Source organism: Microcystis flos-aquae FACHB-1344, assembly GCF_014698375.1.
GTDB lineage: Bacteria > Cyanobacteriota > Cyanobacteriia > Cyanobacteriales > Microcystaceae > Microcystis > Microcystis aeruginosa.
Map to the genome: position 1 here is coordinate 18561 of NZ_JACJSW010000111.1, position 13110 is coordinate 31670.

Here is a 13110-nt window from a genome sequence, read left to right on the forward strand (position 1 = left end):
GGGGCTGATAGTGAGGTTTTACCCCCATTATCTAGGGTGATATCCGCTAATTAATCAAAAAAAAAAGCCCAGAAGAAAATTCACCTTTAGGGATGAGCCTGAATTATTAAGCTAAGACGTATTTAAACCGCTTATTCTTAATGATCAGCCGAATTTCCTCCAATCCCTTTACTGTTGCCTCTTGCCAGAGTGTCTCTCGCCTCGTCTCAACAAGCAATTTAAATTATGAACAGCTTATTACTGGATGCTTAAGAGGGGAGATAGTGGCATCTTTATCCCCTATAATAGGCGATAACAAACTAATCAATTATCTGCCAGTGTAAGGATGGAAACCCTCTTTCATCTAGTTACTTTTGCCTTTGTCTTCGCTTTTGGTGCCTCGGTGGGCAGTTTTTTAAACGTGGTCATCTATAGATTACCTAAGGGGATATCTCTAGTTTATCCCCCTTCCCACTGTCCGAAATGTCACCATAGGTTAGGTAAAAGCGAGAATATACCTGTTTTAGGCTGGTTATGGCTAGGGGGTCGCTGTCGCTGGTGTAGAACCGCGATTTCTGTCCGTTATCCAGCGATCGAAACTTTTACTGGTTTATTATTTTGTCTGGTTTTAGGAGATTTTAGCTTTTCTTGGCAGACCCTCGGCTATTGGATTCTCCTCAGTTGGTTATTAGCTTTAGCTTTGATTGATTTTGACACGATGACGCTTCCCAACTGCCTCACCCAATCGGGATTAGTTTTAGGGATAGTTTTCCAAACTCTTTTAGGTTGGCAAAATAATCAAAGTGTTATCTATCTCTTTTCAGCGATCTCTAGTGCGGTTTTAGGAGTCTGGTTATTTGATCTGATCCGGTGGGGGGGAAGTTTTGCCCTCAGACAGCAGGCCATGGGGGGAGGAGATGCCAAATTAGCGGCCATGATCGGTGCTTGGTTAGGATGGCAAGCATTATTAGTCACCGGTTTTCTGGCCTGCGCTATTGGGGCGGTGATCGGTATGACGGGCATTTTTCTGGGTAAAATGGCAAAAAGACAAGCTATACCCTTCGGCCCACTTCTTGCCCTCGGCGCTCTGATGAGTGTCTTTTGGAGTGATAAGATCATCTCAGCCTATCAAACCATTTTTTTCCCTTTGTTGTAAAAAAGCTATCTTGTAATTAAATCTTGATACAATAGTCTTCCGTGTCTTGGATCACCATTAGAACAACCCCCAGTCTAGGGTAAGCCGATTGGCTACAGGAAATGCTCAAAGCTCACCACATCCCCAGTCCCGTTATCGCTATTGGCCTTGGTATTTATTGCGGCCAGGGGCATCAGGCCGCCCTACAAGTGCGTCCCCAAGATCGCTGGACAGCACTTTTGTTATTAAGTCCTCTAGAGGAAAGTCGATAAATTGTCTTTATTTTAAACTATGTCTCTATTTGATTGGTTTGCAAATCGCCAAAAAACAGAACCCAAGGTTCAACAACAACAGGAACGAGAAATAGCCGATGGTCTATGGACAAAATGCCCAAATTGCGGCGTTTTGGCCTATACGAAGGATTTATTAGCTAATCAACTGGTTTGTCTCGATTGCGGTCATCATAATCGGGTGGAAAGTGAAGAAAGAATTCGCCAGTTAGTGGATGCTAATACTTGGAATTGCCTCGATGAACAGATTCGACCGACGGATCCGCTCAAATTTCGCGATCGTAAAAGTTATAGCGATCGCCTGCGGGAAACCCAAGAAAAAACCGGACTGACGGATGCTGTCCGGACGGGAACGGGGACGATCGATGGTTTACCCTTAGCTTTAGGGGTGATGGACTTCCGTTTTATGGGGGGTAGCATGGGATCGGTGGTGGGAGAAAAACTCTGTCGTTTGACGGAACGCGCTACCGATGAAAGTTTACCCCTGGTGATTATCTGCGCTTCTGGCGGGGCGAGAATGCAGGAAGGAATGTTAAGTTTAATGCAGATGGCCAAGATTTCTGGTGCCCTTAACCGGCATCGAGAAGCAAAATTACTCTATATTCCCGTCTTGACTAATCCCACCACGGGAGGAGTCACGGCCAGTTTTGCCATGTTGGGAGATATTATTATCGCCGAACCAAAGGCTACTATCGGTTTTGCCGGTAAACGGGTAATTGAACAGACTTTGCGCGAGAAATTACCGGAAGGTTTCCAAACATCGGAATACTTGTTAAAACACGGGTTTGTCGATGCGATCGTTCCCCGTACCCATCTCAAAAAAACTCTCGCTCAATTAATTAGTTTACATCAGCCCTTTTTCCCCTTGTTATCCCCCCTCAACAGTCATCATCCATACAGTCAACCGGAGTTAATCCCTCTGAAAACAGCCCAAGGTCAAACAACAGTTTAATCTGTGTAAGACGGCACTGGAGTGGAAAGTCTGAGCATTTGTACTAAAATTTCCCGATCGGCAGTTTAAATGTAGTACAGCTTACTTAACTGGGTTGACAATGATCGCAAAGTCCAAAAAATTCGAGAGTGTGGTAATAAACCTTAAATTGATGGGATTTTTCGAGTTTTTCTGCCAATTCGTGAACGGGACACTCATTAAAGACGATAGACCGACCGCAATGAATACAGGTAAGATGGTGTTGATCCTGCTGAAGGGAACTGTAGAGGGATTCTCCTGTGGCTAGGGTTCTCACCTGCACTGCACCCTGTAGTTTTAGGGATTCTAGGGCGCGGTAAACAGTGGCTAACCCCATATTTTGGTCACGCTGACGGAGTTCCACAAACAATTCCTGAGCGGATACTGCCCGATTTAAGGTTTTGAGTAAGTGGATAATGCGCTCTTGCGATCGGGTGCGTTGGGGTTTCATATCAAAAAGGTCAGCGATCAAAATTAATTCTATGCCAAAAAATTATCAGTGCTGTATTTATGTTACCCTGCGCCCTTCGGTTCTCGATCCGGCGGGTACGGCGGTAGAATCGGGATTAAAACAATTAGGTTATGATACTGTGGCTGGGGTGCGAATTGGTAAGTATATTGAGCTTACCGTGGCAGCAGCGGATGAAACCAGCGCCCGCGAACAATTGGATCAAATGTGCGATCAACTATTGGCTAATCCTGTGATTGAAAATTATCGCTTTGATTTGCATTGTCAGGAGATAGGGGATAGGGGATAGGGATTAGGGAAATGGGTAAATTCAACTAACTCCAACACCCTGACACCCATCTGATGAGAGCTTTCTGCACAATGAATTAACCAAGTTAAAAATTATGAAGTTTGGGATTATTGTTTTCCCCGGATCGAATTGCGATCGAGATGTGGCAACGGTGACGGAGGGGATTTTTCAGCAACCTACCCGCTATATTTGGCATCAAGAGACGGATTTAGGGGATTTGGATGTGATTGTGGTGCCGGGGGGATTTAGTTACGGCGATTATTTGCGCTGTGGTGCGATCGCTCGGTTTTCGCCAGCGATGAAAACTGTCCGAGAAGAAGCCGAAAAAGGTAAATTAGTTTTAGGCATCTGTAACGGTTTTCAGGTATTAACGGAAATTGGGCTGCTACCCGGTGCGTTAATTCGTAATCGCGATTTACATTTTATCTGCGATCGAGTGCCGGTAAAAGTGGAAAATAATCAATCTGTCTGGACGCGAGGTTATCAACCGCAACAGGTGCTTAATTTGCCGATTGCCCACGGGGAAGGGCGTTATTATGCCGCAGAAGATACGTTAAAATCTCTGGAGGATAACGGACAAATTCTCTTTCGTTACTGTACTGCCACAGGAGAGGCAAATGAGTCGGGAAATCCTAACGGTTCGTTAAATAATATTGCAGGAATTACCAATAAAGCAGGAAATGTGCTAGGAATGATGCCTCATCCCGAACGCGCCGCCGATCGGATGCTCAATTTGACCGATGGGAGTCTGTTATTTCAGGAGTTGATCAATTGTTGTTGACTAGACCTCTTGTAAAAATCAAAAATTGTTGTTAGGGTCAGTAGCCGGTCGTCAGGAGTCAGGAGAATTAAAAATGAATAATAATCAATTAAATGGTCTATTTACCGACTTTAGGCAATTTAATCCTTATTTTTGCCCTTTTTCAACCCTCAAGTAGTTGGGTTTTTGGGGTTTTGGGGTTTTAGTTGAAATTTCCCTGATAACTGATAACTGATAACTGATAATCCTGTGGCTGTTTTAAAAGATAATCGGGCTACCGTCCAAAAGGTTCTCTGGATCACCCTACTGCTGAACATTTTGGTTATGGCGATCAAAGCGGGGGTGGGTTTGAGGATTGGTGCTTTAAGTCTGCAAGCGGATGCTCTCCATAGTGTCACCGATAGTGCTAATAATGTCTTGGGATTGGTAGCGATGCGGTTTTCCTCTCCCTATCCCGATCGAGATCATCCTTACGGACATCTGAAATACGAAGCGATCGGAGCTTTAGCGATCGCTGCATTTTTGGGGATTGCCTGTTTTGAAATCTTGCAAGGGGCGGTCATGAGTATTATCAAAGGAGGCAAACCCGTCGAGATTGCAGGTCCTGAGTTATGGCTATTAATTATCGTTTTAGGGGTGAATATTTTTGTCACCTATTATGAAAGATCGGTGGGGCAGCGTGTCGGTAGTGCGATTTTGATTGCCGATGCTCGTCATACCATGAGTGATGTGTGGGTGACAATTACGGTTTTATTGGGTTTAGTCGGGGTTTGGGTGGGCAATACGGCTAATATTCCCCAATTACAATGGTTAGATGTGATTTTGTCCTTTCCCGTCGCTTTTTTGGTGTTTGGCAGTGGTTGGAAAGTCCTGATGGAGAATTTACCTTTGTTAGTGGATGAAATGGCGATCGCTCCTGAGGTGATTCATCAAATTGTCCTGGAGGTGCCGGGGGTGCTTAATTGTCATGCGATCGCATCTCGGGGAGTGGTAGGAAGACAGGTATTTATAGAAATGCACCTAATTGTCTCCGCTCAAGATGTGGAAACTGCTCACGCAATCACGGAAGCGGTGGAAGCAAGATTAACCCAACAATTTAGCCCTGTGAGAATTTTAATTCACGTTGAACCGCCGGATTATCACTCCGATCAGATCACTTTTGATGAAGAAGTGTGAAGCAAAAAAGCCTAAAATAAGTAGCGAACTTTTGCTAGAGGTGGCCATGGCGACAGAAAATCAAGCTAGAAGCATAGTAATTACTGGTGGAGCAGGATTTATCGGCTCGAATTTTGTTCATCATTGGTGCGAGAATTATCCTGAGGATCGTGTCATTGTTCTCGATGCTCTTACCTATGCAGGCAATTTGAATAATTTAGGGACACTGAAAGATAGAAAGAATTTTCGTTTTCTGCAAGGGGATATCTGCGATCAAGCTTTAGTTGATCAATTATTTGCCAGTGAAAATATCGATACAGTTGCCCATTTTGCCGCCGAATCCCATGTGGATCGATCGATTCTTGGTCCTGGAGCTTTTGTGCAAACTAATGTGGTGGGAACTTTTACTCTATTAGAAAGTTTTCGGCAACATTGGTTAAGTAATCACCAACCCGATAAATATCGTTTTCTGCACGTTTCCACCGATGAGGTTTATGGCAGTTTAGGAGTAGATGATCCGGCTTTTACCGAAACTACTCCCTATGCTCCTAATAGTCCCTATTCTGCTTCAAAAGCTGGGAGTGATCATCTAGCGAGAGCTTATTTTCATACCTACGGAATGCCGACAATTATTACTAATTGCTCTAATAATTATGGTTCCTATCATTTTCCCGAAAAGTTAATTCCTTTGATGTGTATTAATATTCTTTTGGGTAAACCTTTACCTGTTTATGGTGATGGTCAAAATGTTCGAGATTGGTTATATGTGCGGGATCATTGTCAAGCTTTAGATACAGTTATTCACAAGGGAAAAGCGGGAGAAACCTATAATATTGGCGGAAATAATGAGGTAAAAAATATCGATTTAGTCAGGATGTTATGTGATTTAATGGATGAATTAGCTCCCGATTTACCCGTGAAACCTGCTCAGAATTTAATTACTTTTGTCAAGGATCGCCCCGGACATGATCGCCGGTATGCTATTGATGCCAGTAAAATTCGCACTGAATTAGGTTGGCAACCTCAAGAAACGGTAGAGGGGGGATTAAGAAAAACCATTCAATGGTATCTCGATCATCGGGATTGGTGGCAACCTTTGTTATCCAAAGAATATCAAGAGTATTATGGGAAAGTTTACGGTTAGAGAGGGGGAAAAAATCTAATCTTAATTTTGGGTGTGTTAGCGAAAACTAACACACTTATTACTTTAGCTAGATTAATATTTTAATTCTCAGTGATTAAGATCACAGGAAAATCTCAAAAAAAATGAAGAAGTTATTTTAGTGAGAAAATTTAGGGAAAAAATCCAAGCAGATTTTTTAAACTATATCGGCAAATATACTTCCCATGGAAGACTACGAACATATATGCAAGATATGTCTTCTCTATTTGGTCAAATTAATAAAATTGAATGGGTTCATTATCCGAGTGAAGGGAAGGATTGTAAATTATTAATACGGGGGGAGAAAGACTGGAGAACAGGAAAAGTTAAAACTTATGGAGAATGTACTTTTTCTAGTGTTTTAGAAAAACTGCCTAAAAAAACACCTGAACGTCCAGATTATGATGGCGAATTTCTGCGGGAATTACAAAATCAGGAATTTGAGTATTTAAACGAAACTCGTCAAATTAAAATTATCCTAGAATTTATTCCTGAAAATAGCCCACTGGAACCAGAATCACCCCTAGAGTAAATTCGTATGTTATTATAATTGAATAGGGAATAATTAAGGAGCAAAAAAATGAATTTTGATACTTTTAACAACTCTCGGAAAATCATTATCGAAGATGATAATAGTGTATTGATGTTTGAAGATGAAGAAGTTATTTTAGTGAGAAAATTTAGGGAAAAAATCCAAGCAGATTTTTTAAACTATATCGGCAAATATACTTCCCATGAAAGACTACGAACAGATATGCAAGATAGTTCTTCTCTATTTGGTCAAATTAATAAAATTGAATGGGTTCATTATCCGAGTGAAGGGAAGGATTGTAAATTATTAATAGTGGGGGAGAAAGACTGGAGAACAGGAAAAGTTAAAACTTATGGAGAATGTACTTTTTCTAGTGTTTTAGAAAAACTGCCTAAAAAAACACCTGAACGTCCAGATTATGATGGCGAATTTCTGCGGGAATTACAGAAACAGGGATTTGAGCATTTCAATGAAACTCGTCAAATAAAAATTACTCTAGAATTTATTCCCGAAAATAGCCCACTGGAACCAGAATCACCCCTAGAGGAAATTCGGCAAATGTTGCGAGAAAATTCAGAAAAAACTAACTTCAACTCCTGAAAACCTAATTAGATAATAAGGAAAATAAATGGCTCTTCGGTTTGTCTTATGCAACGTACAGGATTATAAGGAATGAAACTCTTATAGAGAAAGACATTTGGCGATTTTTGTCAATTGTTTTTGATCTAGAGCGAACTAATCAATTAAGTCTCTTGCCAGATAAGGATTTAGTCGATTTATGCTCCCCTATCGAACCATACTAAGTAACGAAGAACCAAATAAATTAAAGCAATCACCTCTATCCTGCCTACTGCTGTAATTATCATGGCAAAAACTCCGAGAATACCGATTCCGATCGAAGTGAGAAAATATGTTTATCAAAGGGATAATTATCAATGTCAGAGTTGCGGTAAACCCGAAAAATTAGCCCAACTTTCCATAGATCATATAATCCCCTTAGCTTTAGGTGGCAGTAACGACATTAGTAACCTGCAAACCCTTTGTTTATCCTGTAATCGCCGCAAAAAAGACCATTTAGACCCTCGTTTTCGGCGTTATTTTCAATAATAGCCAATGGCTGCCGACCCTTTCCTCGATCGCCACTTGTGGAAATACCGCCTGGATGAGTTAGAATCGGAAAGGAGAATTTTTGAGTAACCATGATCAAATTACGTCTAAAACGCTTTGGTAAAAAACGCGAAGCCAGTTATCGTATCGTTGCGGCCGTTAGCACCAGTCGTCGCGATGGTCGTCCCCTAGAGGAATTAGGATTTTACAATCCCCGCACCGATGAAGTGCGTCTGGATGAAGAAGGGATTATCCGACGCTTACAACAAGGAGCGCAACCGACGGACACCGTGCGCGGCATTCTCACCAAACAGAAAATTTTCGAGAAAATCAATGCCTAGTACCCCCAATTATCTCGAACTGGTGAAATTTATGATCGAGCCGTTTTTGGAAGATCCAGCCAGTCTGAGATTGGATATCGAGCGCTGTAAGGAAAATGAACGTCTTTGGGTGCGTGTAGCCTTCGATGATGCCGATAAAGGCAAAGTTTACGGCCGGGGAGGACGCAATTTACAGGCGATTAGAACTACCCTAGAAATGGCGGCCGCAAATGCCGGTCGCTCTCTTTATCTAGAAGTCTATGCGGCCGAAAATGAAGGCGAACAGCGCCGCACCCGTCGTTCTAATGGTAACTTTGAAGGTACGGAAAGAAGACCGAGCAATCGCCGACCACCCGCACCCCGGCAGCTCAACAACTAACGAGCGATTTTAGGAAAACAGGGAAGGGGTTTCATCCTCGACCCTCTCCAGTTGCTCTAATTGCTGCCAAACTTTGGCGAGTAAAGTGGTTAATCCGGCTCCCGTCACGGCGGAAATAGTCAAAATCTCGGCATTGGTTATTTTAGCAAACTGCTTTTGGTAGTTATCTATCGTTTCCTCGTCCACAGCATCAATTTTGTTGAAAACCAGTATTTGCGATCGCTTTTCCAATTCCCGACCATAGGCGGCTAATTCCCCTTGAATAATTTGATAATCGGCGATCGGGTCTTCTGCTGTCAAGGAGACAAGATGAATTAACAGGCGTGTGCGTTCGATATGGCGCAAAAATTCGTGTCCTAAGCCGATTCCTAGGTGCGCTCCCTCGATTAATCCAGGAATATCGGCGAATACCGTCCCGTCTCCCGTGGGTTTGCGTACCACTCCCAAGTTAGGAATGAGAGTCGTAAAGGGATAATCGGCGATTTTGGGACGAGCAGAGGAAACGGCCGAGATTAGGGTGGATTTTCCCGCATTGGGCAGCCCGATAATGCCCACTTCCGCTAATAACTTCAATTCTAGGCGTAAATGGCGTTTTTCCCCGTCTAAACCGGGTAAGGCGTATTCGGGTGCGCGATTATTATTGCTTAAAAAGTGGCGGTTGCCTAATCCCCCTTTTCCCCCGGCAGCCACGATTAAAGTCTGTTCGGGAGTGACCAAATCGCCGATAATTTCCTCGCTATCGAGATCATAAACCACTGTACCACAGGGAACTTGAATAATGCGATCGCTCCCGTTGGCTCCCGTGCAGTTGTTCGGGCCGCCCCGTTTACCGTCATCGGCCTTAAAATAGCGACTATACTGGAAATCTAGCAGGGTTTGCAGGTTCTGAGTCGCCACGAAAATCACCGAACCACCTTTTCCCCCATTACCTCCGGCCGGACCGCCGGCGGGGACGTATTTTTCCCGACGAAAAGCGACAATTCCATCACCTCCCTTACCCCCTTCTACTTCTATTTCGGCGCGATCAATAAACTGCATAAGACTAAGTAGTTAAAGTGAAAAAATGCTCAAGATCAAAGCTGTTATAGGTTAACATCTTGCCAATTTAAAGCTTCTGCGAATCCCTGAAAATGTTTGACATTGGTAGTAGCGATGACTAGATAACGGCTCGGATCTTGTTTTTTTAATAACTGCCAATGAGCAAGAATAATAAAATAATATCTACGTCAATATTGTAATTATCAGCCGTTTGTTGGCCAATCTTTCGAGTTTCTACCCAAATTTGTGACGATTCTAACATCACCTCGGTATCTAAATTATCTAGCTATTAAAGGAATTTTTCTTGACCGATTCTAATAATAGGCTTTTTCTGACTTCATAATCACAGCTATCGGAACTAACTACATAAGCACCCTTAGACAAAAGTGAATAAGGCCAATCTTCCCAGTTTACCCGCTTTTTTAGGATGAGTTAATCAACCCAAAACCCCCGAATCGATAAAGACAATCATCCTTGGCTATAAAGCTTTGAACCCAAAGGACGATCATTATCAATCCCAGTCTGAAAATTGAGGAAAGACTGGGAAATTTCTTGGTCTTGCTTATCGGTTATTTGTGACCGTTTTTGTCGTCTTTGTTCTAAGATAGCCAAAGCCGAACGATTTCGTTTAATTTGCTCTTTTCGATCCCAATCTGGATAATTGACAAGTTTGGGTTTTAATTGATTCATCTCTTTAACTGGAAATTGTCTATCATCATCTTAGCCGATCCTTTGACCAAGAACAAGAGGTAACAGGGGGTGCATCTCATTTTGTCAATCTACTGAGTTGGGATTTTTAAAGGGAAACTCTCTGCTAAAATTGGGCATTACTTCCGATTTTATCACTCAATCCCAGCCTTAAACCCCCCGTCAGGGGAGGAGCTTCGTCCCCCGAACCTTTGACTAACTAATAGAGTTCAACCTCTTAATTTTATTTTAACAGACAACAATTATAAAATTTTATTTTGATAATAAATCGGGTCAATTTTTCTTTTCAGCGATCGCCCTATAGCTGACCGCATAATTCTTTTGTACTAAACTTTGAGGTTGGCAATAGGGGGTAAATACAGAAACGAAAATTCTCTCTAAATCTCCTCAAATTTCCAGAAACCTTCTGACTCCCTCTAGCTAGATGGTTAAAATAAGTAGCTTTTAAGGGAGATAGATTTTGAGAGGGTTATCAGCTACAATCAAGACATGAAGCTAGTTGAACGCCATATCATACTAAATCCCATCCTTGCTGGTCAGAAATTGACCGAGCTGCTTTTTTGTCAAAAAATCTGTTCAATCTAGCTAATTACCACTATCGCCAATATTTCTTTGTTGAACACAAGAAATTAAATTTTAATCAACTCTATCACCAAGTAGCTCAAAGTTCTGATTTACTATTTTATCGGATTGCCGCGCTTGCCGAAGGCACTGGGGAGCAGACTGCTGATTCAATTGGGTAAGGCAAACCCTAATTAGTGAGAGGAGAATCACCACCACAACCGACTCACTTCCCTAATACCTTGATACACTTCTCTTAAGGCGACCAGTCCCCCAAAATGAAGGATTAAAGGCAGGTTAGAAATAGTTTTAGAGTAATTTTAAGAATTCTTCGATAGTTAAACCCGCTTCTTTAACAATCCCTGCCATTGTATAAGCATTAACCGGATTTGCTCGTGGAATGGTGATAGTCTGTTCTCCATTTGTCATAGTAATATGTTTTCTCTGTCTAGTGATGCGGAATCCCGCTTTTTCAAAGGCATTAACAGTGCGTAGATGATTAATTCTGGGTAATTTTGGCCTACTTATCCTACTTCTACATAACGCACTTCCGTATCTTTGTTTAATTCTTCAATTGTCTCTAAATAGTCTTGTATCGCTTCTTTGATATTTTCTATAGCTTCTGCTTCAGTGTCTCCCTGTGACCAACATCCGGGTAAACTGGGACACCAAATTGCATAACCTTCTTCGCTTTGTTTGAGTCGAACTTGATAGCGCATAAATAGTGGCTGTTAGTTTGTAACTTTTATACTAAGGTCTAATTGATTAAAGATAAAGTATTGATAATTGTCCATTATCCCTGAGAAAAGCGTTCGCCTTTGAGGTTTTAATAGATTTGAGGTTGAAAATTATCGGGAATATCGAGTTCAAATACTTGGTCATGAATCCGAGCCACATAAAACCCTTCTTGCAGAATTTTTTCCCGTAATTCCGGGGATACATGAACCGCCGCTAATATGCCATAGAGTTTTTTATCTTTGTGTTCAGGAAAAAAGCTGCGAAACCGTTGCAAAATACTTTTTAATTGTGTAATAGACTCTTCTCTGGCATGACTTTTAACCTCGACGATATAGGCGGTATTTAGCTGACCATTGGTATAGGCAAGGACATCAATTTCTAGGTGTTGTCCATTTTTACTGACTCGCACACTGGGACTAACAACTTCCATACCAAAGCGTTGCCTGAGAATCGTTTCCATTGAGGGAAGGGCAAGTCCTTCGGTAAAGCTGCCGAATTTGGCACCGAGTCCCCCAATTTGCTGACCTAATTCTTTGAGTTGTTTGTCAGTTTTCTTCTGTTGTTGAGCGTTTTCCTTCTGTTGCTGACTAACTTCCTTCAATAGTAGGTCAGTCTCCTTCAGTTGTTTGTCAGTTTCCTTGAGTTGTTGAGCGTTTTCTTTCTGTTGTTGACTGACTTCCTTGAGTTGTTTGTCAGTTTCTTTTTGAGCAGCAGTTAATTCGGCTTGAGCAGTTGCTAATTCGGCTAGGATTCGCCATACGTCTTCTGATGTAGTCGTCATAGATGATTTTTTCTCTCTGATTTGGTCTATTACTATTTTACTGAATTTGGCCGATTCATGAATAAGAGAGTGTTTTTTCCTTTGGGGAAGATAGAGCGATAGCCTTTGATGTTTTAATAGATTTGAGGTTGAAAATTATCGGGAATATCGAGTTCAAATACTTGGTCATGAATCCGAGCCACATAAAACCCTTCTTGCAGAATTTTTTCCCGTAATTCCGGGGATACATGAACCGCCGCTAATATGCCATAGAGTTTTTTATCTTTGTGTTCAGGAAAAAAGCTGCGAAACCGTTGCAAAATACTTTTTAATTGTGTAATAGACTCTTCTCTGGCATGACTTTTAACCTCGACGATATAGGCGGTATTTAGCTCACCATTGGTATAGGCAAGGACATCAATTTCTAGGTGTTGTCCATTTTTACTGACTCGCACACTGGGACTAACCACTTCCATACCAAACCGTTGTCTGAGAATCGTTTCCATTGAGGGGACAGCAAGTCCTTCGGTAAAGCTGCCGAATTTGGCACCGAGTCCCCCAATTTGTTTGCCCAGTTCTTTGAGTTGTTTGTCAGTTTTCTGCTGTTGTCGGTCAGTTTCCTTGAGTTGTTGGGCGTTTTCCTTCTGTTGTTGACTAACTTCCTTCAATAGTAGGTCAGTCTCCTTCAGTTGTTTGTCAGTTTCCTTGAGTTGTTGAGCGTTTTCTTTCTGTTGTTGACTGACTTCCTTCAATAGTAG

19 protein-coding genes are annotated in these 13110 nt (G+C 42.0%); 12 read left to right on the top strand and 7 right to left on the bottom strand.

Annotated features, from left to right (window positions below; genetic code table 11):
* The first annotated feature begins 325 nt into the window (after positions 1-325).
* From H6G48_RS09090 to accD, 3 genes are all read left to right on the top strand, one after another.
* On the top strand, positions 326-1135 hold the full coding sequence (locus tag H6G48_RS09090; RefSeq protein WP_190721177.1) for a prepilin peptidase: 810 nt from the start codon (positions 326-328) through the stop codon (positions 1133-1135).
* A 101-nt stretch (positions 1136-1236) separates the two neighbouring features.
* Positions 1237-1386: a hypothetical protein gene (locus H6G48_RS09095; RefSeq protein WP_190721178.1), complete on the top strand. Its 150-nt coding sequence runs from the start codon at positions 1237-1239 to the stop codon at positions 1384-1386.
* A gap of 19 nt (positions 1387-1405) precedes the next feature.
* Positions 1406-2356, top strand: a complete 951-nt coding sequence (gene accD, locus H6G48_RS09100; RefSeq protein WP_190721179.1) for an acetyl-CoA carboxylase, carboxyltransferase subunit beta — start codon at positions 1406-1408, stop codon at positions 2354-2356.
* Positions 2357-2441: 85 nt separating this feature from the next.
* Here the strand turns inward: accD and H6G48_RS09105 are convergent, their stop codons facing one another.
* Complete coding sequence (locus H6G48_RS09105) at positions 2442-2825, bottom strand: Fur family transcriptional regulator (protein WP_190721181.1); 384 nt, start codon at positions 2823-2825, stop codon at positions 2442-2444.
* Between the two features lie 31 nt (positions 2826-2856).
* Between H6G48_RS09105 and purS the strand changes: the two genes are divergently transcribed.
* The 9 genes from purS to H6G48_RS09150 all read left to right on the top strand — a co-directional run bounded on the left by purS (position 2857) and on the right by H6G48_RS09150 (position 8547).
* Complete coding sequence (purS, locus tag H6G48_RS09110; protein WP_190721183.1) at positions 2857-3132, top strand: phosphoribosylformylglycinamidine synthase subunit PurS; 276 nt, start codon at positions 2857-2859, stop codon at positions 3130-3132.
* A 94-nt stretch (positions 3133-3226) separates the two neighbouring features.
* Positions 3227-3913, top strand: coding sequence for a phosphoribosylformylglycinamidine synthase subunit PurQ (gene purQ / locus H6G48_RS09115; protein ID WP_190721185.1), 687 nt, complete (start codon positions 3227-3229; stop codon positions 3911-3913).
* Positions 3914-4141: 228 nt separating this feature from the next.
* On the top strand, positions 4142-5068 hold the full coding sequence (gene cdf31, locus H6G48_RS09120; protein ID WP_190721187.1) for a CDF family zinc efflux transporter Cdf31: 927 nt from the start codon (positions 4142-4144) through the stop codon (positions 5066-5068).
* 46 nt (positions 5069-5114) lie between these two features.
* Positions 5115-6191 carry a dTDP-glucose 4,6-dehydratase gene (rfbB, locus tag H6G48_RS09125; RefSeq protein WP_190721200.1) on the top strand — a complete coding sequence of 359 codons (1077 nt, stop codon included), beginning with the start codon at positions 5115-5117 and terminating at the stop codon, positions 6189-6191.
* Positions 6192-6330: 139 nt separating this feature from the next.
* Positions 6331-6741, top strand: a complete 411-nt coding sequence (locus H6G48_RS09130; RefSeq protein WP_242034598.1) for a hypothetical protein — start codon at positions 6331-6333, stop codon at positions 6739-6741.
* A 48-nt stretch (positions 6742-6789) separates the two neighbouring features.
* Entirely contained in the window at positions 6790-7341 is a 552-nt protein-coding gene (locus tag H6G48_RS09135) for a KGK domain-containing protein (protein ID WP_190721189.1), read from the top strand.
* Between the two features lie 264 nt (positions 7342-7605).
* A complete protein-coding gene (locus H6G48_RS09140; protein WP_002746947.1) occupies positions 7606-7848 on the top strand; it encodes an HNH endonuclease in 243 nt (80 codons plus the stop codon).
* Positions 7849-7940: 92 nt separating this feature from the next.
* A complete protein-coding gene (rpsP, locus tag H6G48_RS09145; RefSeq protein WP_002780060.1) occupies positions 7941-8189 on the top strand; it encodes a 30S ribosomal protein S16 in 249 nt (82 codons plus the stop codon).
* Positions 8182-8547 (top strand): KH domain-containing protein, encoded by a 366-nt coding sequence (locus H6G48_RS09150; protein WP_002736767.1) that lies wholly within the window; start codon positions 8182-8184, stop codon positions 8545-8547. Before rpsP ends, H6G48_RS09150 begins: the two co-directional genes overlap by 8 nt.
* 9 nt (positions 8548-8556) lie before the next feature.
* Here H6G48_RS09150 and obgE read toward each other — a convergent pair whose 3' ends face one another.
* The 6 genes from obgE to H6G48_RS09185 all read right to left on the bottom strand — a co-directional run bounded on the left by obgE (position 8557) and on the right by H6G48_RS09185 (position 13104).
* Positions 8557-9585: a GTPase ObgE gene (obgE, locus tag H6G48_RS09155; RefSeq protein WP_190721191.1), complete on the bottom strand. Its 1029-nt coding sequence runs from the start codon at positions 9583-9585 to the stop codon at positions 8557-8559.
* A 468-nt stretch (positions 9586-10053) separates the two neighbouring features.
* Entirely contained in the window at positions 10054-10275 is a 222-nt protein-coding gene (locus H6G48_RS09165; protein WP_190721193.1) for a hypothetical protein, read from the bottom strand.
* An 888-nt stretch (positions 10276-11163) separates the two neighbouring features.
* Complete coding sequence (locus H6G48_RS09170; RefSeq protein ID WP_044034701.1) at positions 11164-11382, bottom strand: type II toxin-antitoxin system HicA family toxin; 219 nt, start codon at positions 11380-11382, stop codon at positions 11164-11166.
* Positions 11379-11573 carry a type II toxin-antitoxin system HicB family antitoxin gene (locus H6G48_RS09175; protein ID WP_190721195.1) on the bottom strand — a complete coding sequence of 65 codons (195 nt, stop codon included), beginning with the start codon at positions 11571-11573 and terminating at the stop codon, positions 11379-11381. The genes H6G48_RS09170 and H6G48_RS09175 overlap by 4 nt, the downstream gene beginning before the upstream one ends.
* A gap of 107 nt (positions 11574-11680) precedes the next feature.
* Positions 11681-12373, bottom strand: a complete 693-nt coding sequence (locus H6G48_RS09180) for a DUF3782 domain-containing protein (protein WP_190721197.1) — start codon at positions 12371-12373, stop codon at positions 11681-11683.
* A gap of 113 nt (positions 12374-12486) precedes the next feature.
* A complete protein-coding gene (locus tag H6G48_RS09185; RefSeq protein WP_242034600.1) occupies positions 12487-13104 on the bottom strand; it encodes a DUF3782 domain-containing protein in 618 nt (205 codons plus the stop codon).
* Positions 13105-13110: the final 6 nt, after the last annotated feature.